Annotated in this window: 23 protein-coding genes; 11 read left to right on the forward strand and 12 right to left on the reverse strand. The window is 46.9% G+C overall.

The features are described 5' to 3' along the window. The first annotated feature begins 256 nt into the window (after positions 1 to 256). Together PG915_RS20770 and PG915_RS20775 are read left to right on the forward strand one after the other, a co-directional pair. Entirely contained in the window at positions 257 to 1777 is a 1521-nt protein-coding gene (locus PG915_RS20770) for an aldehyde dehydrogenase family protein (protein ID WP_353498904.1), read from the forward strand. Positions 1778 to 2008: 231 nt separating this feature from the next. Beyond that, positions 2009 to 2725, forward strand: coding sequence for a hypothetical protein (locus PG915_RS20775; protein WP_353498905.1), 717 nt, complete (start codon positions 2009 to 2011; stop codon positions 2723 to 2725). 91 nt (positions 2726 to 2816) lie between these two features. On the opposite strand, the gene PG915_RS20780 is transcribed toward PG915_RS20775, so the two are convergent. From PG915_RS20780 to codB, 3 genes are all read right to left on the reverse strand, one after another. Further along, the gene (locus PG915_RS20780) at positions 2817 to 3026 is read right to left on the reverse strand and encodes a cold-shock protein (protein ID WP_353498906.1); all 210 of its coding nucleotides are present in this window, start codon (positions 3024 to 3026) and stop codon (positions 2817 to 2819) included. A 304-nt stretch (positions 3027 to 3330) separates the two neighbouring features. Continuing rightward, positions 3331 to 4608 carry a cytosine deaminase gene (locus PG915_RS20785; RefSeq protein WP_353498907.1) on the reverse strand — a complete coding sequence of 426 codons (1278 nt, stop codon included), beginning with the start codon at positions 4606 to 4608 and terminating at the stop codon, positions 3331 to 3333. Between the two features lie 19 nt (positions 4609 to 4627). Further along, positions 4628 to 5872, reverse strand: coding sequence for a cytosine permease (gene codB, locus PG915_RS20790; protein WP_353498908.1), 1245 nt, complete (start codon positions 5870 to 5872; stop codon positions 4628 to 4630). Positions 5873 to 6275: 403 nt separating this feature from the next. Here codB and PG915_RS20795 point away from each other — a divergent pair, with 403 nt between their 5' ends. Beyond that, on the forward strand, positions 6276 to 7010 hold the full coding sequence (locus PG915_RS20795) for an RNA methyltransferase (protein WP_353498909.1): 735 nt from the start codon (positions 6276 to 6278) through the stop codon (positions 7008 to 7010). Between the two features lie 76 nt (positions 7011 to 7086). Here PG915_RS20795 and fdxA read toward each other — a convergent pair whose 3' ends face one another. Then, positions 7087 to 7410 (reverse strand): ferredoxin FdxA, encoded by a 324-nt coding sequence (gene fdxA, locus PG915_RS20800; RefSeq protein WP_042501725.1) that lies wholly within the window; start codon positions 7408 to 7410, stop codon positions 7087 to 7089. A gap of 239 nt (positions 7411 to 7649) precedes the next feature. Between fdxA and PG915_RS20805 the strand changes: the two genes are divergently transcribed. Further along, on the forward strand, positions 7650 to 9278 hold the full coding sequence (locus PG915_RS20805) for an NAD(P)/FAD-dependent oxidoreductase (RefSeq protein ID WP_353498910.1): 1629 nt from the start codon (positions 7650 to 7652) through the stop codon (positions 9276 to 9278). 81 nt (positions 9279 to 9359) lie between these two features. On the opposite strand, the gene PG915_RS20810 is transcribed toward PG915_RS20805, so the two are convergent. The 7 genes from PG915_RS20810 to hutC all read right to left on the reverse strand — a co-directional run bounded on the left by PG915_RS20810 (position 9360) and on the right by hutC (position 18642). After that, the gene (locus PG915_RS20810; RefSeq protein WP_353498911.1) at positions 9360 to 10190 is read right to left on the reverse strand and encodes a hypothetical protein; all 831 of its coding nucleotides are present in this window, start codon (positions 10188 to 10190) and stop codon (positions 9360 to 9362) included. Between the two features lie 178 nt (positions 10191 to 10368). Next, positions 10369 to 11820, reverse strand: a complete 1452-nt coding sequence (gene gbpA / locus PG915_RS20815) for an N-acetylglucosamine-binding protein GbpA (RefSeq protein ID WP_353498912.1) — start codon at positions 11818 to 11820, stop codon at positions 10369 to 10371. A gap of 315 nt (positions 11821 to 12135) precedes the next feature. Further along, the gene (hutH, locus tag PG915_RS20820) at positions 12136 to 13668 is read right to left on the reverse strand and encodes a histidine ammonia-lyase (protein ID WP_353498913.1); all 1533 of its coding nucleotides are present in this window, start codon (positions 13666 to 13668) and stop codon (positions 12136 to 12138) included. A gap of 10 nt (positions 13669 to 13678) precedes the next feature. Next, positions 13679 to 15400: a urocanate hydratase gene (hutU, locus tag PG915_RS20825; RefSeq protein WP_353498914.1), complete on the reverse strand. Its 1722-nt coding sequence runs from the start codon at positions 15398 to 15400 to the stop codon at positions 13679 to 13681. A 100-nt stretch (positions 15401 to 15500) separates the two neighbouring features. After that, positions 15501 to 16508, reverse strand: a complete 1008-nt coding sequence (gene hutG / locus PG915_RS20830; RefSeq protein WP_353498915.1) for a formimidoylglutamase — start codon at positions 16506 to 16508, stop codon at positions 15501 to 15503. Then, a complete protein-coding gene (gene hutI, locus PG915_RS20835; protein WP_353498916.1) occupies positions 16498 to 17730 on the reverse strand; it encodes an imidazolonepropionase in 1233 nt (410 codons plus the stop codon). The genes hutG and hutI overlap by 11 nt, the downstream gene beginning before the upstream one ends. Before the next feature lie 201 nt (positions 17731 to 17931). Beyond that, entirely contained in the window at positions 17932 to 18642 is a 711-nt protein-coding gene (hutC, locus tag PG915_RS20840) for a histidine utilization repressor (RefSeq protein ID WP_353500177.1), read from the reverse strand. A 235-nt stretch (positions 18643 to 18877) separates the two neighbouring features. Here hutC and PG915_RS20845 point away from each other — a divergent pair, with 235 nt between their 5' ends. The 5 genes from PG915_RS20845 (at position 18878) to PG915_RS20865 (ending at position 24324) form a co-directional block, all read left to right on the forward strand. Next, on the forward strand, positions 18878 to 19492 hold the full coding sequence (locus tag PG915_RS20845; RefSeq protein WP_353498917.1) for a fumarylacetoacetate hydrolase family protein: 615 nt from the start codon (positions 18878 to 18880) through the stop codon (positions 19490 to 19492). A 494-nt stretch (positions 19493 to 19986) separates the two neighbouring features. Beyond that, complete coding sequence (coxB, locus tag PG915_RS20850; protein ID WP_418642537.1) at positions 19987 to 21156, forward strand: cytochrome c oxidase subunit II; 1170 nt, start codon at positions 19987 to 19989, stop codon at positions 21154 to 21156. Beyond that, the gene (ctaD, locus tag PG915_RS20855) at positions 21156 to 22802 is read left to right on the forward strand and encodes a cytochrome c oxidase subunit I (RefSeq protein ID WP_353500179.1); all 1647 of its coding nucleotides are present in this window, start codon (positions 21156 to 21158) and stop codon (positions 22800 to 22802) included. The genes coxB and ctaD overlap by 1 nt, the downstream gene beginning before the upstream one ends. A gap of 12 nt (positions 22803 to 22814) precedes the next feature. Then, positions 22815 to 23450 (forward strand): cytochrome c oxidase assembly protein, encoded by a 636-nt coding sequence (locus tag PG915_RS20860; RefSeq protein ID WP_353498918.1) that lies wholly within the window; start codon positions 22815 to 22817, stop codon positions 23448 to 23450. Beyond that, positions 23443 to 24324: a cytochrome c oxidase subunit 3 gene (locus PG915_RS20865; RefSeq protein ID WP_353498919.1), complete on the forward strand. Its 882-nt coding sequence runs from the start codon at positions 23443 to 23445 to the stop codon at positions 24322 to 24324. Before PG915_RS20860 ends, PG915_RS20865 begins: the two co-directional genes overlap by 8 nt. Positions 24325 to 24370: 46 nt before the next feature. On the opposite strand, the gene PG915_RS20870 is transcribed toward PG915_RS20865, so the two are convergent. After that, the gene (locus PG915_RS20870) at positions 24371 to 24595 is read right to left on the reverse strand and encodes a DUF2909 family protein (protein WP_042501704.1); all 225 of its coding nucleotides are present in this window, start codon (positions 24593 to 24595) and stop codon (positions 24371 to 24373) included. Between PG915_RS20870 and PG915_RS20875 the strand changes: the two genes are divergently transcribed. Together PG915_RS20875 and PG915_RS20880 are read left to right on the forward strand one after the other, a co-directional pair. After that, entirely contained in the window at positions 24594 to 25424 is an 831-nt protein-coding gene (locus tag PG915_RS20875; protein ID WP_353498920.1) for an SURF1 family protein, read from the forward strand. The genes PG915_RS20870 and PG915_RS20875 overlap by 2 nt on opposite strands. Positions 25425 to 25458: 34 nt before the next feature. Next, positions 25459 to 26055: a hypothetical protein gene (locus PG915_RS20880; RefSeq protein ID WP_353498921.1), complete on the forward strand. Its 597-nt coding sequence runs from the start codon at positions 25459 to 25461 to the stop codon at positions 26053 to 26055. The last annotated feature ends 60 nt before the right edge of the window (positions 26056 to 26115 follow it).

Raw genomic sequence — 26115 nt, forward strand, 5'->3', positions numbered from 1 at the left:
TGACTGTGCCAATCTGTAACAGCGGTGTGTGACACACTGTGGCATCTTGTAACAGTGTGGGTTTGATGACCTCAATGAGTGTCACCCAAAGGCAGTACAATAAAAATATATTAATCATAAATTTACATAATTATAACATTTAAAGCATTTGGCTTGGCGTAAATGTTGCCTTTATCACTGTACGTTTTTGCAACCGCTTGTTTTTGTTGTTGCAAAAGTGCTGCCAACAGTCTGAAAAATAGAAAAAGGAATGAACATGATTTACGCTCAACCAGGAACAGAAAACGCCGTCGTCAGCTATAAAAGCCGTTACGAAAACTACATCGGAGGCGAGTGGGTAGCGCCAGTAAATGGCCAGTATTTTGACAACGTGTCACCAGTAAATGGCAAACCGTTTTGTGAGGTTCCTCGCTCAGGTGAAGCAGACATCAATCTAGCGCTGGATGCGGCACACGCTGCAAGAGAAGCTTGGGGTAAAACCAGTGTTGAGCAGCGCGCCAATATTATGCTGAAAATTGCGGATGCAATTGAACAGAACCTTGAAGCGCTTGCTGTCGCTGAAACCTGGGAGAATGGGAAACCCGTTCGTGAAACGCTAGCTGCGGATCTTCCTTTAGCGGTGGATCATTTCCGTTACTTTGCCGGCTGTATCCGAGCGCAAGAGGGCACAGCGGCCGATATCGATGCTACAACGGCGAGCTATCATTTCCCAGAACCCGTTGGTGTTGTTGGGCAAATTATTCCTTGGAACTTTCCGATGTTAATGGCTGCATGGAAACTGGCACCTGCACTGGCGGCAGGGTGCTGCGTGGTACTCAAGCCAGCGGAGCAAACGCCCGCGTCTATTTTGATGCTGATGGAGAAAATTGGTCACTTACTACCACCAGGTGTGGTGAACATTGTTAATGGTTACGGCGCAGAAGCAGGTCAGGCCTTGGCGACGAGTGAACGTATCAACAAGTTAGCCTTCACAGGTTCTACCGAAATCGGCCACCATATCTTGAAATGCGCAGCAGAGAGTTTGATTCCATCGACAGTCGAGTTGGGAGGTAAATCTCCAAATGTGTATTTTGAAGATATTTTCGATCAAGACGACGATTATCTAGATAAGTGTATTGAAGGTACATTGCTTGCGTTCTTTAACCAAGGTGAGGTATGTACTTGTCCATCACGTGTGTTAGTGCAAGAGTCGATCTATGATAAGTTCATTGCCAAGCTTGAAGAGCGTTCTCGTGGCATCAAACAAGGCAACCCACTCGATGTTACCACGCAAGTTGGTGCTCAAGCTTCACAAGAGCAGTTTGATAAGATCATGAGCTACCTTGAGATTGGTCGTCAAGAAGGCGCGAAAGTGATCATTGGTGGAGACATGAGTAAGCAAGAGGGCGATTTAGAGCAAGGTTATTACATTCAGCCAACTATGCTTGCAGGTAACAACAAAATGCGCGTGTTCCAAGAAGAGATCTTTGGTCCGGTGATTGCGATCACCACGTTCAAAGATGAAGCGGAAGCGTTGGCGATTGCCAATGATACAGACTACGGATTAGGTGCTGGAGTTTGGACGCGAAACGGCAACTTGGCATATCGCATGGGTAGAGAAATTCAAGCTGGTCGAGTATGGGTGAACTGCTATCACGCCTATCCAGCACATGCCGCGTTCGGTGGCTATAAGAAATCGGGCATCGGCCGCGAAACTCATAAGCTGGCACTGGGTCACTACCAAAACACCAAGAACCTGTTGGTTAGCTATTCAACCAGCCCATTGGGTTTCTTCTAACCTGGTTTGAATAAATATTGAACCTGTCGAAACCGAAGTCCTATGGGCTTCGGTTTTTCTTGAATATAGCACTTGTGTATCGGTGCTGATATTTATAGCCTAAATGTCAGCTATATATCTAGCTCAGTTTTCTAAATAGCTAAAAACGCGCATCATAGTGGTACTTTCTGAAGCTATCCTTGTTTCAGAAGATTAGCTTTCTTCCCTCAAATTGCCATAGAGAACCATGACATGCGACACGTCTATTTACCATGGAAGACGTCACGCCACGGATTGCTCACCCTTGCTTTACTCTCTTCATCGCTCATTCCATCTTTTGCTACTGCCAGTGAATCACAAAGAGAGATCGTTGATTTCAATATTCAAGCGACAAAGTATCAAGATGAAGTCATTGGTGTTTTCGGTATAGATGTGGCAGCGACGGATAGCGTCACTTTAAGTGCGGAGGTTGATACCGATCGCTATCTGCAATTCGGTGCGAGTTACGATTGGCTTACGGGCAACCATTACTTCAACGTTTATGGTCAATATGGGTTTGACGACACTATCGACATCCACGACGTTGGATTTATGTATGGTTACTCGGCTGCACCATCGTTATTTGTTTATTGGGATACTTATTATCAATGGCGAGATACCAGCAAAGCTGTAGAACTGCCAGAGCCTATTGATTACGCTAATCATCGCCGGGAGTGGAAAAACACCTTAGGCGCAAGCTATAGCGTTCACCCTTTGCTGGATATTGGTGTTAGTTACAATGTGGATGTGTTGACATCACAGCATGGGTTTGAAAACAGTACGCGCAGTAGCTACGACATTTCAGCGACAGTGAACACGCCTTATGTTCAACCGTATGTGAAGTACACAAAGGGTCAATATCGTGTGCGTCCAGGTAGACCGATCGAAGACAGCAGCAATGTCGAGTTGGGATTCTATCTCGACTTTTGACGAGTGTGGGTAGTGAGGGTTCTTAGACAGACAGAAAAGAAAAAGGCCTCGATTTCTCGAGGCCTTTTAGCATTCTTACGAAGCTGCGTTATTAAGCTGGAACAACGTTAACAGCTTGTGGGCCTTTTTGGCCTTGCTCAACACCAAAAGAAACCGCTTGGCCTTCTTTTAGAGTTTTGAAACCGTCACCAGAGATAGCGCGGAAGTGAACGAATACGTCTGGACCGTTCTCTTGTGCGATGAAGCCGTAGCCTTTCTCTTCGTTAAACCATTTTACAGTGCCAGTATTTGTGCTAGACATATTATGTCCCTTACTTTTCAGATTAAAAATTTTTGCCTTTAGGCGGTCTCGCTTTGTGGTTCTGTTTATTTAATCAAGCTGTAAATGGATAAAACGAATGACAAATACCCTAGGGGAAAATCTGACAAAACTTATCGTACTCTTTTTACTCTTACTTTAAATAACTCTCTGAACTCCAGAGCACGAGCAGTGTACCACCACCTATCGAGGGTTTAAATGAATTTCTTGTTAAATCGTAAAAAAAATGCAAGCGATTTTGTCGCTTGCACTGGTGTTTTGAGGCTAGCCTCCCGGTTGAAGACAGTTAACGTTGGAATGTAACGCTTTCTTCAGTGCCTAAGTGAATTGAGGTTTCTGCCGGTTTGGTGTGGGCAATCACTTCACCTTTGCGGATAGAGTAGCCTACTGGAACTTGACGGCGAACGGCATCGAAGCCGTTTTCTGCAGGTAGCAACAACAGGCTGCCGGGCTTTCCAGCTTCAATCCCATAATTGTGGTGAATGTTTAGTGCCTTGGCTGAGTTGTGACTGATCATATCCAACGATTGGTTGATTTGGTCGTAACCCATCACTTGGCAAACGTGCAGTCCCATATGCAGAACTTGCAGCATATTTGCTGTGCCTAATGGGTACCAAGGGTCAAACACATCGTCATGACCGAAACAAATATTGATATTTGCTGCTAGCATTTCTTTGACACGTGTGACGCCGCGACGTTTCGGATAGTCATCGAAGCGACCTTGTAGGTGAATGTTCACCAATGGGTTCGCTACAAAGCTAATACCAGACATTTTCAGCAATCTAAATAGTCGTGACGCGTAGGCACCATTGTATGAGCCCATTGCCGTTGTGTGGCTAGCGGTTACGCGGTCACCCATGTTGAACTTGTGTGCCAAGGCTGCAAGTGTTTCTACAAAGCGTGATTGCTCGTCATCGATTTCGTCACAGTGAACATCAATCAAGCAGTCGTATTTACGCGCAAGTTCAAACACATAATGCAGAGATTCCACACCGTATTCACGAGTGAATTCGAAGTGTGGGATTGCACCAATCACGTCTGCACCCAGTTTAACTGCTTCTTCAAGTAGTTCTTTGCCATTTGGGTAAGACAAAATGCCTTCTTGCGGGAACGCTACGATTTGGATGTCTACCCACTGTTTCATCTCTTCACGCACTTCAACCATTGCTTTTAGTGCGGTGAGTGTTGGGTCAGACACATCGACGTGGGTACGCACGTGTTGAATGCCGTTGGCAATTTGCCATTTTAAGGTTTGCTTAGCACGGCTTTTCACATCTTCAATAGAAAGCATAGCCTTGCGCTCAGCCCAGCGCTCGATACCTTCAAACAGCGTACCAGAAATGTTCCAGCTCGGTTCACCCGCAGTTTGCGTCGTGTCGAGGTGGATGTGTGGCTCACAAAATGGCGCAGTTGCCATTTGACCCGTTGCGTCAATCACACGGTCAGCAGTGAACGATTTGGTTCCTGCTGTTTCAATCGCTTTAAACACCCCTTCTTCGATAAGAATATCGAACTGGCCTTGTTGACCATTGATGGTTGCGTTTTGAATAAGCAAAGATGACATGGCATCAAATTCCTAGTAATTAAGCGTCAGCGTTTTCTAGCTGAGCAGTTTTTGCATTAAGAAGACGGTTTAGTACAAGATAGCTTAACGCGCCACCAAGTACGGCATTTAGTGGCACAACGCCAGGTAAGAAGTTACCAGCTGCAACACCAAGCGCCACGGCAATGATACCTGCCCAGTTTACCGTTTGGAATTTTGCTGTTTCAAAATTTGCGTAACGCTTACGGTTGATCAGGAAGTCTGCGATGATCACGCCGCCGATTGGTGGGATAGCCAAAGATAGGAACGTTAACCAGCCTACAAAGTTGTTGTATAGCCAAAGTGCACACAAAGTACCGACAACACCGTTTGCCATCGACAAGTATTTACTTGGTAAACCGGTGACGTTAGAGAAACCAAGGCCAGAGGCGTAAAGCGCGTTGTCGTTGGTAGTCCAGATGTTCAGACCTAGTACGATGATGGCAGGTAGCAATAGACCTTGAGCGATCATCACTTCAGAGATATCTGACTGGCCTGTTACCGATGCGCCGGCAGCGCCGAAGATGAACATCAGCGAGTTACCAATAAAGAACGCCACCATGGTGATGAAGACTGCACCCATTGGCTTTTTACCGAAGCGTACGAAGTCAGCGGTAAGTGTACCCGCACTCACAAACGAACCCACTACCATCGCAAGTGCAACAGAGAAATCTAATGGTTCAGCAGGTTGGATTTTTTGCAGTTCGGCAACTCCGCCAGCGCTATCTACCGCCGTCAGTACAGAGTAACCACCCAATAGTGCGATAGCAGGAACCGCGATAGCTGACAACACCATCAATGCGGAAATGCCAAAGTAAACCGTCGCTGTCATCAACAGACCGCTCACCAAAATCAGGATATTGGTATCAATGCCGGTCGCTTTTTGTACTGGGATAGCGAACATGGCGACGCCAACACCAAACCAACCGACTTGAGTACCGCCAAGGAGCACAGAAGGAAGCCAAGAGCCTTTAGAACCAAAAGAGAAACGAGCAAGGAGGTGAGTAGAGAGACCAGTAGAAGCGCCGATGTAACCGAGGAAAGAAGTGTAAATACCGAGGATGAGGTTACCGATGAGAACAGCGAGGAAGAAATCATTGAAAGCAAGTCCAGTACCGAGGGAACCACCGGTCCACATACTTGCGGAGAAGAAGGTCAAACCAAGCATTACCATGGTTAATGAAGCGACTCCCTTCCTGGCCGTTGCCGGAACTGGCCCTAAACTGTAGTTGTTATCCGCAGACATCTGATACCTCACAATTCACTAAATATGTTTATTCGTACGTTTACCTGTATTTCAGGCAAACGGCGCGTATTATGGTGATGTAAATCACAGAGTCAAGCGCTGAATTCTCCAAAAGTGACGTTGTTTTTTAGCTTCGCTTTATTAGTGCCAATTAATCATAAGGTTAATAAAATTATGGCTGGAAATTATTTTGAAAATTAATTTCCAGCCAAACTAGGGAAACGTTTGCTAGTGGAGGTTGATTAGTGGTTTTTCTTAGTTTGATCGAAAAACGATAGTTTTGCTTCAAAAGTATGAGTTTTGACTATGCTGTTAGTATTGCTCAAATCCGGGCTAGCATCCGTGCTCGCATAGTTTTGCCAATTAAGTATATAATGCGCCCGCTTTTATCTGAGGTAAGACAATGATTTCAAAAAACCAACTAAAACTGCTGAGAGCCCTTGGGCAGAAAAAACAGCGTAAAGCACACGGCCTATTTTTGGTGGAAGGCGAAAAGAATGTGCTTGAGCTTGTCGAGACGTCATTGAAGGTAAAGCAAGTCTTTGCCACATCAGACTTCTTAGCTAAGCATGCTAGTGAGCTTCGTGCTTATGAGTGTATTGAAGCGACCTTAGATGAACTGACAAAAGCGAGTTCGCTTGTTAGCAACAATGCGGCAGTTGCAGTGGTTGAGATCCCTCAGACAGATGCACCGGAACCAAAAGGTATGATGATCGCGTTGGATGGCGTTTCTGATCCTGGCAACCTAGGCACCATCATTCGTATTGCTGATTGGTACGGTATTAAACACATTGTCGCAAGTACCGATTGTGCGGATCCGTACAACCCTAAAACAATCCGCGCCACGATGGGCAGTTTTGGACGAGTTCAGGTCACGCTGCTCGACTTACCTCGTTATCTCAATGAAGCAAAAATACCGGTATATGGAGCGTTCTTAGAAGGGAAAAGCGTTCACACGACAAACTTTTCTCAGCAAGGTATCTTGTTGATGGGCAGTGAGTCGCACGGTGTACGTGCTGAAGCTGAGCATTATGTTACGGATAAAATCACCATTCCGGCGTTCGGCGGCGCAGAATCGTTAAATGTGGCTATGGCGACCGGTATTATCATGGATAACTATCGTCGTCAGCATAGTTAAAAATCAGCTTAGTTAAAAACTGGCGCGAGACTTGAGTAGACCCCTGCCTGCGCAGGGGTGACGATACCCTTCAGGGCTACTTCTCTAGCATCCCAAGTTTGTTTGGTACGCCATTCCACTTCTCTGCTTCATCCATTGCGGGTTTGACTTCAGTTTGAACTGGCCATACTTCCGAAAGCTCTGCGTTGAGTTCGATAAACACGTGTTGGTCATCGGTGAGCTCATCTTCTTGGAAAATAGCTTGAGCGTCACATTCAGGTACGCACAGTCCACAGTCAATGCATTCGATTGGGTTGATCACCATGAAATTTGGGCCTTCGTGAAAGGCGTCAGCAGGGCATACCGCGACACAGTCGGTATATTTACATTGAATACAGTTATCGGTAACGACAAATGCCATGATGGTGAACTCTTATTAGCCAAATTTGTGGAGGGGCGATAATACTGATCCGAGCGCAAAATTCAATATCTTGGCGCTACTTGATCCCTTTATCACCCGTCTAAGTCGCAATTAAGTATGACAGACAAATCAAGTTAACGTAAAATGCGCGCCATTGTGAGCGAGCAAGCCTTAAGTTTAAGCCATTCGGTTTAGAGAACGGGTTTGTAAGCTAAGACACCAACGACGCGAGACCCTCCATGATACGTTTAACTGAAATCAAACTTCCTCTTGATCACGAGGAAGGCGAAATTTCTCAAGCCATCCTAAAAAAACTTGGTATTTCTTCAGATCAAGTTGTTTCATTCAATGTGTTCAAGCGTGGCTATGATGCGCGCAAGAAAACACGCATTTTGCTTATCTACACTCTAGATATTGAAGTGAAGAATGAAGCGGCTCTGCTAGAGAAGTTTGCTGATGACCCACACGTCAAAGTCACCCCAGATATGGAGTACAAGTTTGTTGCGAAAGCACCAGTAAACCAGGCTGAGCGACCAGTCGTCATCGGCTTTGGCCCATGTGGCTTGTTTGCAGGACTGATTTTGGCACAAATGGGCTTTAAGCCAATTATTGTTGAACGTGGTAAAGAGGTTCGTGAGCGTACTAAAGATACCTTCGGTTTCTGGCGAAAGCGTACGCTTAACCCTGAATCGAACGTACAGTTCGGTGAAGGCGGTGCGGGTACGTTCTCTGACGGCAAGCTTTATAGCCAAGTGAAAGATCCAAAACACTATGGCCGTAAGGTGATTGAAGAATTCGTCGCTGCAGGTGCACCTGAAGAGATCCTGTATGTGAGCAAGCCTCACATTGGTACCTTTAAATTGGTGACCATGATTGAAAAGATGCGCGCGACAATCATTGAGCTAGGTGGTGAGATCCGCTTTAGCACGCGTGTTGATGACATTCACATGGAAAACGACCAAATCACGGGTCTAACACTATCGAGCGGCGAAGAGATCAAAACTCGCTATGTGGTACTAGCAGTAGGTCACAGTGCTCGTGATACGTTTGAAATGCTGCACGATCGTGGCGTGTATATGGAAGCGAAGCCCTTCTCTGTCGGCTTCCGTATTGAACACAAACAATCAGTGATTGACGAAGCGCGCTTTGGTCCAAACGCAGGTAACCCAATCTTGGGTGCGGCTGACTACAAACTGGTTCACCATTGTAAAAATGGTCGCACGGTATACAGCTTCTGTATGTGTCCTGGCGGTACGGTTGTTGCGGCGACGTCGGAAGAAGGTCGAGTGGTGACCAATGGCATGAGCCAATACTCTCGTGCAGAGCGCAATGCCAACAGTGCGATTGTAGTGGGCATCTCTCCAGATCAGGATTACCCAGGTGATCCACTGGCAGGTATTCGCTTCCAGCGTGAACTAGAAAGTAACGCTTACCTTCTAGGCGGTGAAAACTACGATGCGCCAGCACAGAAAATTGGCGATTTCTTAAAAGGTAACGATCCAAGCGCACTAGGTGATGTTGAGCCATCGTTCACACCGGGTATCAAACTGACAGACTTGTCTAAGGCGTTACCGGATTTTGCTATTGAAGCCATTCGTGAAGCGATCCCTGCGTTCGACAAGAAAATCAAAGGTTTCTCTGGTGCAGATGGCCTATTGACGGGTGTTGAAACTCGTACTTCCTCACCAATATGCATTAAACGTGGTAAAGACTATCAAAGCGTTAACTTGAAAGGCTTCTACCCAGCTGGTGAAGGTGCAGGCTACGCGGGCGGTATTCTTTCTGCCGGTATCGACGGCATCAAAGTTGCTGAGGCGCTTGCCATAGCTATGGTTGAAGATCTTGTCGAGCAACCTGCTGAAGCCTAACCCTCTTTAGACAGCAAAAAGCCCATCGGATTATGATGGGCTTTTTTGTATCTCTATGATTTTGAAATAGAGAGCTTTTGATTAAAAAGCGTAGGTCAGCGTTGCCATTGGGCTATAGAACTTAAACTTTGCATCGAGGTCGGCAAAGTCTCGGCCGTAGTCAACATTAATCTCGTAATAGCTGTAAGTCGCCGCTAGGCCAAAATCTTCAGTGAACTTGTATTCGATGCCAGCACCTAAATCGAGAAGCAGTCCTGAGATTTCTTCGATACTGAGGGCAAACACCTGCGCGTGGCCTAATAGGTGCCAATTGTCAGTAATCCTATAGTCAGTGATTAAGCCAATATTGGGCAATGGTGCGGTGAGATCGGTAAACTCTTCATCTTTGACTGGAATGAGGGTTGGGTCATCTTGATCAACACGGTAACCAAGTTCGCCTCCAAAGCCGACATTGAAATTCATTATGTGAAGACCAATGGAGGCTTTCCAGTCCCAATCTTCACCATCGTAGAACTTATAGTTGTAGCCAAAGCGCAAGATGTCGATGTTGAGTGTTGAATCGAGGCGCGCGCCTGCTTGCACTTCAGTATTTGAATCAGGCAATTGAAACGGTTTAGTGACGACCGTATTACTCGCTTTGCGATGAAGGCTACGCCAATCTAAAAAGATGCCATGACGCTCGTTAAAGTCATAGCCGACCAAAAGGTAAGGTAGTGTTGAGCGTTCTTTGAGGCTTAGATCCGATTCAAAATCTAAGTCAAAGTCATTGCCTGTGTTTGGGTTTGTGACACCGATAGAGGTATCGGCCTCGGAAAAAAACGCGCCGCCGGCCATATGAAATTGACCCGCCAGGGTCGGAGAGGTTGCTGTACACGCGAGGCCGCCTAGCGCGACCAGATGACGAAGATCCATTTCTATCACCTTACATTGATTAACTGACATCATTTTTATGAATTAAACAAGTTCAATATATCAGAAGGTTATGGAAATGTTTAGGTTGTATGTTCGTTGTAGCGATAAAGGCTGCGAAATCGTAAACGCACAAACAAAAAAGGCTCCAAACGTTTTGGAGCCTTATTGCTAGAAATGGTTAGTTAAGTTTGTTCCAAGCTGAATCCCAGTGACTGCCGGTGCCTGGTTCGAACTGAGTCGCTGTAGGAGACCACTGCTTGCAGTATCCTGAGTGTGGGAACGGCTTACATTGATAAATAGCGCCGTCGCTTGCCAGTACTTTGGTACCTTCTGTGTAGCTTTCTACACCCGTCGGGAATACAAAGTCGTAGTCAGTCGGTGCAGTCTGGTCGACGAGCATAAAATCTTGCGTGGTTTGATCAAGCAGGTTGCCTTTTTCATCACGAACACGGGTAACCAGCATGTGATGGCCAGGCTCAGACTTAGAAAGAGCTAAGACAACATTTTTGCTATCACCATCGTTTAACGCAAGCTCACTGCCAGCAAGTGTTTCTTGACCGTGGTTGTAGACACTCATCGATACGTCTACTCGACCGACCGCCGTGACAGTAAGGGCAAGTTCAGTTGGTGCGGTGCCAATAACGTATTGCGTTTCTAGTCCTGTTACCTCAGCACCTGATGCTGGAGGCGGCGTTACGATGTCATAACCAATTTCAACGCGATCCAATCCGCTATTATCAGCCACGTAGATAGTGTTAGCGCCAAATACTGGAGCGATATTGCCACTGCTGTCTGCTTGGCCTGCTTTGATATCTGTCGTGCTTGAGTTAATGGCACTTGCTAGTGCGTGCGACCATTGGGTTGCTGCGCCTTGTTCGCTCGAATTAATGGTAATGCTGGTCGATAGATTTGGCAGCTCACCGTTAGCATCAAACACACGCGTATACACAGAGTCGCCAACTTTCAGATCCATTGTTGGGTTGATTGTACCTGCTTGCGTCCAGCCAGGAATGCCTGGTGTGGTGCCTTCAAACTGCACATCAATCACGTTATAAAACGCCGCTGCGGTATCACCCACATCCCAATAAGCTAGGATCACTTGGTAGCCTTCACGTTCAGGGACATTACATTGGTGAGTCGTCAGTTTTGGTGGTTTTTGCATGTTGCCATCGACCACACAGAAAGGGTTTAGATCGAACGAGTCACGACTCAATGCCTGGTTTGGATTCCAGCTTGGTTTAGTGATGTAGTATTTCCAATCACGGGTTACGTGATTTGCTGTGAATGTCCATTCAAAGTTCTGTAAACCCGCTTGGATTGGCGTTTTTACCCAGCGATCTGAGGTTTGCTCGTTTAGTGGAGAAAACTGTACCAGTCCAGCGCTGGCGATTTGACCGTCAGATGGACCTAATAGTGGAAAGCCTTCTGGACCTTCAACACTTTGTGGTTCCCATTGAACCGAACCACAGTTACTGTTCTTTTCGCCATTTGCATTTGGAAACTTACATAACGCAGCACGACTCGCCGCTACACCGTTTTCGACTGCAGAAACGTAACCATGACTATGGACAAGTGGGCTGGTAGCCAATCCAACAGCCGCCAATGAAATTAAGACTTTTGTGTGTCTCATACCAATACCTTCTCTTAAAATTTTAATTGCACGTTGAGTCAGTGCATGTTTAGTAGAGCACTTGCTTCCCGCAAGTGTAGGCATAATTTAGTAATGAAAAATAAGTTCAGCGAATGGGTTGAATTGTTTCTGGAAGGCACTTCTACAAATTAGTGTAATTTGCATTTAAATGACATTTTTTGGACGAATATTCCAATGATTTGAACCAATGTCGTATTAAATGTTGATTTTATCATTAGGTGAGAAATTCACTTACCCAAAATAAGACCATTATTTAGGCAAGTGAATTTAGTTTTGTGATGATGTCGGACGCTATTAGATACTTGGCAGTAAGTTAGCTGGCATTAGGGCATTGTGAAGCGACAGCTTTATGATTTCGTTGGCTTTAGCAATGTCAGGAGCAAAGTAGCGGTCTTTATCATAAAACGGCACCACTTCTCGTAGGATTTGTTTACCCTGCTCAACAAGAGGTGCAGAGTTCAGTGGTGCCCTAAAGTCGAGCCCTTGTGCGGCAGCAAGATACTCAACAGCAAGGATCCCTCGGGTATTCTCCGCCATGTCTTTCAGCCTTCTCGCAGCAAACGTCGCCATAGAAACATGATCTTCTTGGTTGGCAGACGTTGGTAAGCTATCTACAGAGGCAGGATGTGCCAGGGTTTTGTTTTCGCTCGCCAGTGCGGCAGAGGTAACTTGAGCAATCATAAAGCCAGAATTGACCCCGCCGTTATCGACCAAGAACGGTGGCAATTTGCTTAATGCACTGTCGATGAGCAGTGCCATTCTTCGTTCTGACAAGCTACCAATCTCTGCGATAGCCAGTGCTAAACCATCGGCTGCCATAGCGACTGGCTCTGCATGGAAGTTACCACCAGAGATAATATCGCCATCGTCAGCAAAGACTAACGGATTGTCCGATACCGAGTTAGCTTCCACTTGCAGGCTATCTGCGGCATTGCGGATTTGCTGTAAACACGCCCCCATGACTTGTGGTTGGCAGCGAAGGGAGTAGGGATCTTGAACCTTTTCGCAGCCTTGGTGGGAGTTGCCAATTTCACTGCTGTTGCCAAGAAGGTGACGATAAGCGTGGGCAGCGTCCATTTGTGAGCGATGACCACGTACGCGATGAATGCGCGGATCGAATGGTCGACGACTACCAAGCGCGGCTTCTACTGACATCGCACCGCATAAGGTGGCTGACGCAAACAGATCTTCAGCCAAAAATAGTCCCTCTAGAGCAAAGGCGGTAGAAGCTTGGGTGCCGTTTAGTAGCGCCAGCCCTTCTTTCGGGGCGAGGGTAACTGGCTCAAGTCCGGCAATTTGCAGCGCTTCGAGTCCGCTGATGATTCTGCCATTGTGACGTGCTTCGCCTTCGCCGAGTAATATCGTACTCATATGAGCAAGCGGGGCGAGATCCCCTGATGCACCGACGGAGCCTTTTTGCGGGACGCATGGATACACTTGTGAGTTAACCAACTCAATCAATGCGTTAATGACTTTGAGGCGAATACCGGAGAAACCACGAGCTAGGCTGTTGATCTTCAGCACCATCATCAGTCTGACGGTTTGATCACTCATCAGCTTGCCAATACCCGCGGCGTGCGACAGCACGATACTCTTTTGCAGCACTTCAAGATCGTCAGGCTCAATTCGAGTGTTGGCCAGCAAACCAAAGCCCGTATTGATGCCATAGACGGTGCGATCTTCGGCGATCACTTGCTCAACAATCTGTGTGCTGGCTTCAATGTCATCTAGCGCTAAAGGGCTCAGTGACAAGTGCAGCGGTGAGCGACTAATCTGGCGTAACTGAGCTAATGTAAGCTGCCCTGGGAGTAGTTCTAACTTCAACATGTTCTGCTCCTTATCCATGGCTGCTGTCTTGGTGGTTAGATTCATTACTGTCCATCATCGGCAGATCAAGGCCTTGCTCACGCGCGCACTGTTTGGCAATGTCATAGCCTGCATCGGCATGACGCATCACTCCCGTCGCAGGATCGTTGTGAAGAACACGGCCTATGCGACGCGCAGCATCATCAGTGCCATCACAACAAATCACCATACCGCTATGTTGGGAGAATCCCATACCTACGCCGCCACCATGATGCAGTGACACCCAAGTCGCACCGCCAGAGGTGTTCAGTAGTGCATTGAGCAATGGCCAGTCGGATACCGCGTCAGAACCATCCATCATGCCTTCAGTTTCGCGGTTCGGGCTAGCGACAGAGCCTGAATCGAGATGGTCACGTCCAATCACGATAGGAGCTTTCAGCTCGCCATTTTTGACCATTTCATTGAAGGCTTGGCCTAAACGTTCACGATCTTTCAGGCCGACCCAGCAAATACGCGCTGGCAGTCCTTGGAACTGAATGCGCTCGCGAGCCATATCAAGCCAGTTATGTAGGTGAGGGTTGTCCGGTATGAGCTCTTTCACTTTTTGGTCGGTTTTGTAGATATCCTCAGGATCGCCCGATAGCGCTGCCCAACGGAACGGTCCCACGCCTTCGCAGAACAAAGGTCGAATATAAGCCGGTACAAAACCTGGGAAATCAAACGCATTTTCAACGCCTTCTTCAAGAGCCATTTGGCGAATGTTGTTGCCATAGTCAGTGGCGACCGCGCCTTTTTCTTGCAAATCTAAGATGGCTTGAACTTGTACTGCCATAGACGCTTTTGCTGCTTTGGCGACGGCTTCAGGGTCACTATCGCGCTGCTGATTGGCAAAATCCATCGTCCAGCCTTGAGGCAGGTAACCATTAAGTGGATCGTGAGCGGAAGTTTGATCGGTAACGACGTCTGGAGTGATGCCTCTTTCGACAAGCTCAGCATAAACATCGGCGGCATTACCTAGAAGGCCGACTGAAATAGGTTTGTCGCTATTTTTGATGATGGATAGCGCTTCATCTAGAGAGTGTGCTTTAGTATCGACATAGCGCGTGTTGAGACGGTAGTCGATACGCGATTCATCACATTCAACCGCTAACATTGAAAAACCTGCCATGGTCGCAGCAAGAGGCTGCGCACCGCCCATCCCGCCTAGACCACCTGTTAGGATCCATTTATTTGCAGGATCACCGTTAAAGTGCTGTTTAGCGATAGCGACGAAGGTTTCGTAAGTGCCTTGTACTATGCCTTGAGAGCCGATGTATATCCATGACCCTGCTGTCATTTGGCCGTACATCATCAGCCCCTGTTTATCGAGCTCGTTAAAGTGCTCCCAGTTTGCCCAATGAGGGACAAGGTTGGAGTTGGCGATCAACACGCGTGGCGCATCTTTGTGAGTAGGGAAGACACCGACGGGTTTTCCAGATTGCACCAACAAGGTTTGGTCGTCTTCAAGGCGTTTTAGCACGTCGACAATCTTGTCGTAGCAAGCCCAATCACGAGCTGCTCGCCCAATACCACCATAAACCACGAGTGATTGTGGGTGCTCAGCTACTTCATCATCCAAGTTATTCATCAGCATGCGGAGCGGTGCTTCAGTGAGCCAAGATTTCGCATTGAGCTCGGTACCACGTGGCGCTTTGATGGAGCGAGAGGTGTCGAGTCGTGAGTTAGTTGGATGTAGAGATTGTTTATCAGTCATTGTCATTTCCTTTTGAACTCTGCCTTACTCGGGGCTTTTATTTTTTTATAGCGCCCTTGTCATGATTAATGACCATGGTGACTGGCAGAGAGTGTTTACGTTATTCGTTATCGGTTTTTTGTAGCTGTTTGGACATGGCAACCAATATCTGCCAACACACTCTTGCGGCAAGTTTTGCGGTGCGGTTGTCTATGTCGTAATTCGGGTTATATTCGGCGATGTCAGCCAGCATTAACTTGTCGCTGGCAACAATAGTGTTGAGCATGGGGATGAGCTGCTCTAAATTCATGCCAAACGCGGCGGGTGCACTCACGCCGGGGGCTAGGCTTGCGTTGAAGACATCAAGGTCAATGGTGAAATACAGGGTGTCGACCTTATTGATGAAGCGTTTTAATTGAGCAATATGCTCATGTATGGGTCTATCTAAAAGATCAGTATCTTTGATGTATTGAACTTGCAAACTGTCGACTTTTTTAAACAAAGCCTGAGTGTTACCTGTTTCGCTCACACCTATACAGAAGTAATGAAAGTTCTGCCCAGTGGCATGGCAATGATCGGCGATTTGAGCAAATGGCGTCCCTGAGCTGGGTTTGAGGTCAACATCCGTTAGTGTTTTGTCGTTCGTTTGATATTCTCTAAGATCGAAGTGAGCATCGAAGTTGATAATGCCAATGTTTGGCTTATTGTTGGTTTGAGATAGGAAATCGGATAGACCTTTAAAAGAGGACCAAGCAATCTCATGTCCGCCACCCAGCACCACGATCGGTCCATTAGTCAGGTGTTTAGTGATCGTTTCAGCGGCTTGTTGCTGATGAAGCTCTAAGTCATCAGAATCGGCAACAACATTACCAATATCAATAATCTCGTTATCTTGGTGCCAAGCTAAATTAGCAAGCGCGGCTCTGATAGCATCTGGTCCTTGCTTGGCGCCAATTCGTCCTTTGTTTCGTTTCACTCCTTCATCAGTGCAAAAACCTATTAGCTGAAGTTGTGGGGAATCGCCTTGAGAACGGTGAACGACTTTATGATGCACACGAAAGCGTTTATTGCCGTCCTCATGGTCGTCACGACCAGTCCAATTGAAGGGATGTTGGTTGTTAGAGGACATCTTCGACACTCCCTGCAACGATTCGCTTACTCAGTCCACCCATGCCGAATTGATAGCTAAGCTCGCTAGGGTGTTCGATGTCCCAGATAGCAAGATCAGCGCGAAAACCTGGCTTGATTTGGCCTATGTTGCGGCCTTGACCAATGGCCTGTGCGGCATGGCACGTTACGCCTCGTAGACTTTCTTCTGGTGTTAAGCGGAACAAAGTACAAGCCATGTTCATCATCAGTTGCAGATTAGCGAATGGTGAGGTTCCTGGATTAAGATCGCTACCAATGGCCATAGGCACTCGTGCCGCTCGTAGGTTGTCGATGGGTGGCTGTTGTGTTTCTCGCAAGAAATAGAACGCGCCTGGCAACAAGGTGGCGACGGTTCCACTGTTGGACAAGGCATCGACGCCGGCGTCATCCAAGTATTCGATGTGATCGACGGAGAGCGCATTAAGCTCAGCCGCTAGTGCACTGCCACCTAGGTTGCTGAGTTGCTCTGTATGGCCTTTAATCGCAAGACCGCTTTGTTTCGCAGCCTGAAAAACACGTTTCGTCTGCTCAACGTTAAAACCAACTGATTCGCAAAAAACATCAACAGCATCAGCGAGTTGATGCTTTGCTACATGAGGGATGATGGTCTCTGTGACGTAATCTATATAGTCATCGGGGCGATCGCGATACTCCGACGGCACTGTGTGCGCGGCAAGAAGGGTTGTGGTGATATTGACTCTGCGATGATTCTCGAGCGCTTTTGCTGCAAGCAGCATCTTCACTTCATCATCGAGCGTTAACCCGTATCCAGACTTAACTTCGATAGTCGTGCAGCCACTGCGGATAAGACTATCGAGTCTTGGAAGAGCCAGTTCAACAAGTTCCTCTATCGTCGCTTCCCGTGTTGCTCGAACCGTGCTGTTAATACCACCACCGCTCTGAGCAATCGCCTCATAAGACATACCATTTAAACGGTTTTCAAACTCTTCAGCTCGGCTACCAGCGAAGATCAAATGAGTGTGAGGGTCAATCAAACCCGGAGTGACGATTTTACCTTTGCAATCCAACGTCGGCACATCGTCGGTGATGTCATGGTGTAGGGTATCTAACGAGTGAATGTCGCTAAGGATCGCCTTAACGTAACCACCTCGAATGACTACCGTGCAAGGCTTAGAGGGCAGATAACCAAGTGCGCCCGGCTCCATAGTCACTAGACGGGCGTTAGTAAGGATCAGATTCATAACATCGCTCTGTTTTATTGTATATACAAATGAATAGTTGAATATATACAATTGATCAAGTGCGAGTGGTTGAAATGTGATCAGGATAGACCTGTGAAATTGTGTTCCTTCAAAAGGAAGGTGTGATGGTTAGAGTAGGAAATGACGATCCAAACCGGATCGCCTATCAGGACGTCGTTTGAACAGATGAATGTCGGATGACTATAACTCTATTTTTGAACTGAGCTGATATCGACTACCAGGATGATAAAGCAGTGCGGTACTGATGAGTTTGTCTTCACTCCAGGTTCGACGATGCAATAGTAGGCAAGGCTCAGTGACGGCCATCTCAAGTAAGCGGGCGATTTGCTCATCACAGGTAATGGCCTCAACGGTATGCTCAACGGCAGTCATTGGGCAGTTTTCGGTTAGATATTCGTTAGGTGTGGTTTGAGTAAAATCTTGCTGGTGGTACTTGGGGGTGTATTTAGCATTCACCCAACGACATTCTAATTGGATTGGCTTGTCGTTTTCTTTATGGAGAATCTCGCTGTAGTAGACGGCACTGCCAAGCATCACCCCAAGCTTAGTCGCAATAAGCTGATCCGCTTTGGTTGCTTCATGTCGAACCACTTCGCTGGAATACTGCTTACCGCGAGCTGCAACCTCTTTGGCGATGTTACGAGTATCAAGAAGAGGCGATTGGGCTTTTTCTGCTGGGCTAGTTACAAAGGTACCTAGTCGCGGGCGACGCTCTAGTTTGCCTTGACCGACGAGATCGCGAATAGCCTTATTGACGGTCATGCGGCTCACAGCAAACTGCTCTGTTAGCTCCATTTCGGTGGAGATTCGCTCACCGACTGACCACACTCCTTGGTCTATTCGGTCTTCAATATACTGTTTGATCTGAATGTATAGCGGCTCTTGGGACATCATTCACTAAATCCATTTATTTGAATATACAAATGGTCATAGAATTTGCATGAAAATGCAAGGCATCACATCATTTATCACTATTTTTGCGGGTTTGAGCTTGTTTGGTTTAACTTAGAGCAAAAGCTGATCTTGACCTCAAGTTTGATATTTTCTCTGCGAAATCATCAGTCTGTCACTTAACTTCGGGTAAAATAGCGAGTTCGTTTACAAAGGAATAGGGCAAGGAAGGGTGATGAAGTCGGTTGTAGTCGGTGAAAAAACGTTTTATCCATCGAAAATCTTATGCGTTGGCCGAAACTATGTTGAGCACATTCGTGAGCTAGGAAATGAAGTTCCGGAGAATATGGTGGTGTTCAACAAACCTAACTCGAGCATCGCGACTGACCTGTATTCCTTCCTCGATGAACCGCTGCACTATGAAGCGGAAATCTGTTTTATCGTCCGCGATAAACAACTCTATGCTGTTGGTTTTGGACTCGACCTTACCAAACGCGGTTTACAGTCGACATTAAAAGCCAAAGGCTTGCCTTGGGAACGCGCTAAAGCGTTTAATCACTCTGCAAAATTCAGTCGTTTTGTGCCGCTAGGTGACATGGATATTAACGAGCTCGAAGTGGAGCTATTTATCAACAGTATGCGAATGCAGTTGGGCTCAACGAAACAGATGCTCTACAAGCCGGACGTTATTCTAAGCGAGCTCAATACCTACACTCACCTTGAAGACGGCGATATCGTCATGACAGGCACACCTCAGGGGGTGGGAGAAATTGTCGCTGGCGACCGATTCCTAGGCCGTATCAAGCACCAAGGTAAAGCGGTCATTGAAGTGGAGTGGTTGGCTATTTAACCGTCACTGAGCTCCTTCTAATGGAAATATTATTCCTGGAGATTGATTGCTTGCGATCTCCAGTTTAACTTTGGATTACATAGAATCCAAAATCGCAATTTGTCAAAAATATCATCCTCATCGTCTCCGCTTCCCTCACAAAAATTCGCTGATTATTTTTCTTCTTGCGGATCTGGAAATCAGTAACTAGCATTTAGTTAACAAAAATATAACAAATTGTTTCTAGTTGTATTTAACTGATACCGGACTCAATAAGTAAGTGGTCAGTGAGTAGCTTTGACCGTTTACTTGTGTAGTTTGGCGTTACTTTTTGGACTCATGAAAGAGTCGAAAACCTAGTTGGTCTTCGTTTATCGTCGTCGAATCACAGCTTGTTGGGTTTTGATTACGGACTTGTTCCATCCTGGAGAGTTTGATCACTTTTCAGATGTGCTTGGTACAAGTCATAGGGGAACCACGTCAGGATAGACGTGGCTAGGCAAAGGAGAAATCTTTTGAAGAGATTGCTGACCGTTCACACTGGAACTGGTTTGGCGACTGCGCTCGTCAGCCAACCTCTCTTCGCGGAGTCGAGCCAATACAATTTGACCCGCGGGGTTACTGATATCAGTAACCAAGTGTATGACCTACATATGCTCATTTTCTACATCTGCTGTGCCATCGCAGCAGTTGTGTTTGGGGTAATGTTCTATTCTATTTTCAAGCACCGTAAGTCCAAAGGGGCGGTAGCCGCTAACTTCCACGAAAGCACCAAGGTGGAAGTGGTTTGGACTGTCATTCCCGTCATTATTTTAATATTGATGGCGATTCCGGCAACCAAGACTTTGGTTGCGATGGAAGACACCTCCCAGTCAGAAATCACCATTAAAATTACTGGCTCACAGTGGAAATGGCACTACGCCTACTTTGGCGAAGATGTGGAATTTTTCTCACTAATGTCCACGTCTCAACAGCAGATTGATGGTGTTGAAGAAAAAGGTGCGCATTACCTGCTAGAAGTGGATAACCCGCTTGTCGTGCCAATCAATAAAAAGATTCGCTTCCTGATGACCTCCGATGATGTGATTCACTCGTGGTGGGTACCAGCTTTTGCGGTTAAAAAAGACACAATTCCGGGTTTTATCAACGAAGCATGGACAAAAATCGATGAGCCTGGTGTCTATCGTGGCCAATGTGCGGAGCTTTGCGGTAAAGCACATGGCTTCATGCCGATAGTGGTGCAGGCCATGGCGCAAGATGACTACGACGTTTGGTTGACAGGAAAGAAAGAAGAGATGGCGCTCGCTAAAGCAGAAGCGGCCAAGGCACTAGATGCAACGTTATCGATTGAAGAGCTATTGACCACAGGCGAAGGTATCTATGCCTCTCGATGTGCAGTGTGTCATCAGGCTAACGGTCAAGGCTTACCCGGCGCCTTCCCAGCAATCGCAGGGGCGGAAGTGGCGACATCGGGCTCTATCGATACTCACATTAGTAAAATCGTTGATGGTGTGGCAGGGACAGCCATGCAGTCGTTTGCCAATCAGTTAACCGATAAAGAAATCGCCGCAGTAATCACTTACCAGCGCAATGCGTGGGGTAACAATACCGGTGATGTGGTTCAGGCATCGGATATCAACAGCTACAAAACTCAGGAAGCGGAGCCAAGCTCCAAGGAGTTATGATGAAAACGGACCCAATGGAAAAAGTGAAAGCATCGGCGGTGACTGATGCGGACATGAGCCGAGCAAATAGCACGGCAGTCATCGAAGACGATCATCATCATGATCACGCGCCATCAGGTTGGCAGCGCTGGGTATACTCCACCAGTCATAAAGACATTGGCACACTCTACCTGTGGTTTAGCTTTATTATGTTCCTAACAGGCGGGGCGATGGCTATGGTCATTCGTGCCGAGCTGTTCCAACCCGGTCTCCAATTGGTCGAACCGAATTTTTTCAACCAAATGACCACAGTTCATGGTTTGATCATGGTATTCGGCGCGGTTATGCCAGCCTTTACGGGATTGGCAAACTGGATGGTACCCTTGATGATTGGCGCGCCAGATATGGCTTTGCCACGAATGAATAACTTAAGCTTCTGGATCTTACCGTTCGCGTTTCTGATCTTAATTGCGTCACTATTTATGCCTGGTGGCGGCCCGAACTTTGGGTGGACATTTTATGCGCCTCTCTCCACGACCTACGCCCCAGACAGTACGGCGCTGTTTGTGTTCTCGGTACATATCATGGGTATTAGCTCCATTATGGGGGCAATCAATGTCATCGTAACTATTTTCAACATGCGCGCGCCGGGCATGACGTTAATGAAAATGCCATTGTTTGTATGGACTTGGCTCATTACTGCTTTCCTACTCATTGCTGTCATGCCTGTGTTGGCGGGGGCGGTGACCATGGTATTGACAGATAAGTACTTTGGAACCAGCTTTTTTGACGCGGCGGGTGGTGGTGACCCAGTGATGTTCCAGCATATTTTCTGGTTCTTTGGGCACCCAGAAGTTTACATTATGATTCTGCCATCCTTCGGTATTGTTTCGGCCATTGTCCCTGCATTTAGTGGCAAAAAACTGTTCGGTTACCATTCGATGGTTTACGCGACGTGCAGTATCGCATTGCTCTCATTCCTCGTGTGGGCACACCACATGTTTACTACAGGTATGCCGGTGTTTGCCGAACTGTTCTTTATGTACTGCACCATGTTGATTGCAGTGCCGACAGGCGTGAAAGTATTTAACTGGGTGGCGACCATGTGGCGCGGTGCGCTCACGTTTGAAACGCCGATGTTGTTTGCTATCGCCTTTATTGTGCTGTTTACCATAGGTGGGTTTTCGGGGCTGATGTTGGCGATTGTGCCGGCGGACTTCCAGTATCACGATACTTACTTTGTAGTTGCGCATTTCCATTATGTATTGGTGTCGGGTGCTGTGTTCTCGATTATGGCAGCGGCCTACTACTGGTTACCGAAGTGGACTGGCAATATGTATGACCACAAGCTCAGTCTGTGGCATTTCTGGTGTTCGGTTATTTCAGTGAATGTGCTGTTCTTCCCTATGCATTTCTTAGGTCTCGCGGGGATGCCGCGCCGTATTCCGGACTACGCTATACAGTTTGCCGACGTGAACCAAATCGTCTCTATCGGTGGCTTTGCGTTTGGATTATCTCAGCTCATTTTTCTTTGGTTGGTCATTAAGTGCATCAAAGGAGGCGACAAAGCCGAAGCTAAGCCTTGGGAGCGTGCAGAAGGCTTAGAGTGGACAGTACCAAGTCCAGCACCACACCATACTTTTACCACACCACCTAAGATTGACTAAAGGTAGGTTGAGATGGATAGCGAAACCAGAAAATCAAACCGCAAACTCGTAGGCTGGCTCGGTGTGGCCGTTGTGGCGATGTTTGGCTTTGGTTTCGCTTTGGTGCCTCTTTACGACATTATGTGCGAAGCGTTAGGCATTAACGGCAAAACCAATACAGAATCAGCGGTTCAACCTATTGGTATGCGGGCAGACATCACGCGCACAATTCGGGTTGAGTTTATGGCGCATGTCAATCCGGATATGCCTTGGTCATTTAAACCAGAGAAAATGTCGTTGGATGTTCACCCTGGTGAGGTTATCCAGACTGTCTACTTTGCACATAACCAATCTAATCAATCACTTATTGGTCAGGCTGTGCCCTCAGTATCTCCGGGAACTGGGGCGACCTATTTCAATAAAATCGAATGTTTCTGTTTTAACCATCAACCATTAGAAGGCAAGGGTAAGGCTGAAATGCCGCTGATCTTTTACATTGAGCCAGACATTCCAGACTCAATTCATACCCTGACCCTTTCTTACACCTTGTATAACATCACGAGCAGCGCCGCTACTGACGGTGCCGTTCTCGATATCTCTCGTGCACAGGTCGGTAGTAGCAGTCGCCCTGCACTCGATTATCCAACATCGGAGATAAGCTATGAGTAAAGCTCAAACTTATTATGTTCCGGCGCAGAGTAGTTGGCCCATCGTTGGGGCTGTGGCGCTGTTTCTTGTCGCAGTCGGCGCGGGGCTGACCGTCCAAAATCTAGATTCTGGCGGGGCAGGCAGTGTCATTGGCGGCGTTGTGCTAGCGCTTGGTGTCGCTGTGCTGATTTATATGTTTTCTGGATGGATGAGCAATGTGATCTCTGAGTCCATGTCTGGACTCTATTCAGACCAACTCTCACGCTCATTCAAACAAGGTATGAGTTGGTTTATTTTCTCTGAAGTGATGTTCTTCGGTGCGTTTTTTGGAGCACTGTTTTATGCACGAATGATTTCAGTTCCTTGGCTCGCTGGCGCCGACAACAATGTGATGACTCATGAAGTTTTGTGGCCGGCTTTTGAAGCGATGTGGCCGCTAACATTAACACCGGATGGAACAACAACTGAAGCAATGCCTTGGCAAGGGCTGCCACTGCAAAACACAGTGATCTTACTTTTGTCTTCTATCACACTGCACATGGCTCATGTCAGTTTAGAGAAAAATCGCCGTACAGCACTCATCGTTTGGCTTGAGCTAACCATAGTGCTTGCTGTGTTTTTCTTGTATTTCCAAGCCGTTGAGTATGCTCATGCCTATCAAGATATGGGGCTAACACTTCAGTCCGGTATCTACGGCAATACCTTCTTTATGCTCACTGGCTTCCACGGACTGCACGTGTTTATTGGAACCGTGTTTTTGATTGTATTGCTGTTCCGAATAGCCAAAGACCATTTCACACCGAAAGATCATTTCGGCTTCCAAGCGGGGAGTTGGTATTGGCACTTCGTTGATGTGGTATGGCTGTGTTTGTTTGTCTTTGTCTACGTATTGTAAAGGCATGAACCCCTGCGCTATATAGCGCTGGGGTAGTAAATACTCGCTAATAAGGTCGGGGGTTAGGCGTTAAAAAACCACTTTGAAGCGCGATGATGAGAAGAATAATGACAATCGCGGAGAACAGAACACGGCGGCCAAGATAATAACTCATTGGTTTTTCAGAAGAAGGGTCGTCGCGCACCATTCGAATAAGGGCAAGCGCTAAGTTAAAGATGATGAAGAGTAACAGTAGTACTAAAGCAATCTTAAACAACAGTGTGGGTGACATGGATACTCCTCATGTTCGCTTTTACCAAACTACTAAGTTTTGGTTGGGGTTCGTATTAACTGTGGTTGTGTTTTCATCATTGGTCAAATTGGGACTGTGGCAAAAGCAGCGCGGCAATGAAAAAGTAGCGTTAGAACAGTCGCTTGCCTTACGAAATGAGCAGCCTCCTGTCGCTTTATCGTCTCTCGACTTGCCGCTGGCTCACTACGGTGACCATAACTATCAACGTTGGATTGCGATGCCAGTGAGTGCTCACTTAATACCTGAGCCGGTTTTGTTCTTTCTCGATAACCAAATCCTCGATGGAACGGTCGGGTACCTGGTGCTGCAGATGATGCGAGATATTGAGAAGACGAATCAGCGCTATCTGGTAGAGCTCGGTTTTGTGGCAGGCGGTTTAGATCGTCAAACTCTTCCTAGTGTTTCCACCTTATCGGAGCCGGTGACGCTCAGTGGGCGCTTATACAAGAAAATGGAAAGCCCTTTGGGTTCAGAGCTTTACAACGAGCGTTTTGACTTAGAGTCAACACAGCAATATCGAATCCAGCATCTTAATACAGCGCAGATAAGTGCTCTTGTCGATGCCGAGCTATCAGCTTGGGTAGTTCAACCAACGGATACGTTGACGGCTTACCCTCATCCTTGGAAACCAGTATCAATGAACTCAGCCAAACATTTCGGCTATTCATTTCAATGGTTCACTATGGCGACGGTGTTTGCAGTCGTTGTCTCAATGGCATTTTGGCGTAGCAGTTTGCATCGAAATCGTGCTTCTAAAGGAAAGAGAAAGTTGGCTTCAAAGCGTAATTTGTCTTCAAAGCATAAATAGACACATAGCACGACCGGCGAATAAACGAGGTTAGATGATGAGCAGTAAATTAGAGACAACAAGTACAGTATCGTCCAACGCTACACCTAGTGCGTCTTCAGTGAGACGCGGTCGCTTAACTCTCTTGGCGCTAATAGTGTTTTTTGCACTGCCTTTTATCATCGCCAAAGCTATTTTGAGCAACCATTGGTATCAATCGGGGGTAACTAACCATGGTGCGCTAGTTGAGCCAAGGGTGACGTTTGAGTCTCTCGATTTGGTGAACCCACTGCAAACGAAGAGCTGGCAACTTGGATTTATGTTACCCGCGGATTGCAATGATGCGTGTATCAACCGCCTCTACATCATGGGGCAAACCTATTTGGCATTAGGCAAATACAAAGAACGTGTGACACCAGTGGTGTATGTGTTGCCAGATCAAGTGCTGCCAGCGTTACCAGAATCTCTAAGCGTGGTGACGGTCAATGCGGCCTTTGTAGATGTTGTGCCAGAACAAGGATATTTGATTACCGATACTCTTGGTCAGTTGGTGATGTACTTTTCGCCTACCTCAGAAGATAAGCAAGTCGCACACAGTAAGGGGCTGCTTTCGGATCTTAGAAAATTACTGAAATTATCACGAGTCGGTTAGACGCACGAAAGGTGCGCGTTGTTTGCAAATCTAATGGTAGTAATTCGATAGTTACAGCAA

This window comes from Vibrio sp. CB1-14 (assembly GCF_040412085.2).
Classification (GTDB): Bacteria; Pseudomonadota; Gammaproteobacteria; order Enterobacterales; family Vibrionaceae; genus Vibrio; species Vibrio chaetopteri.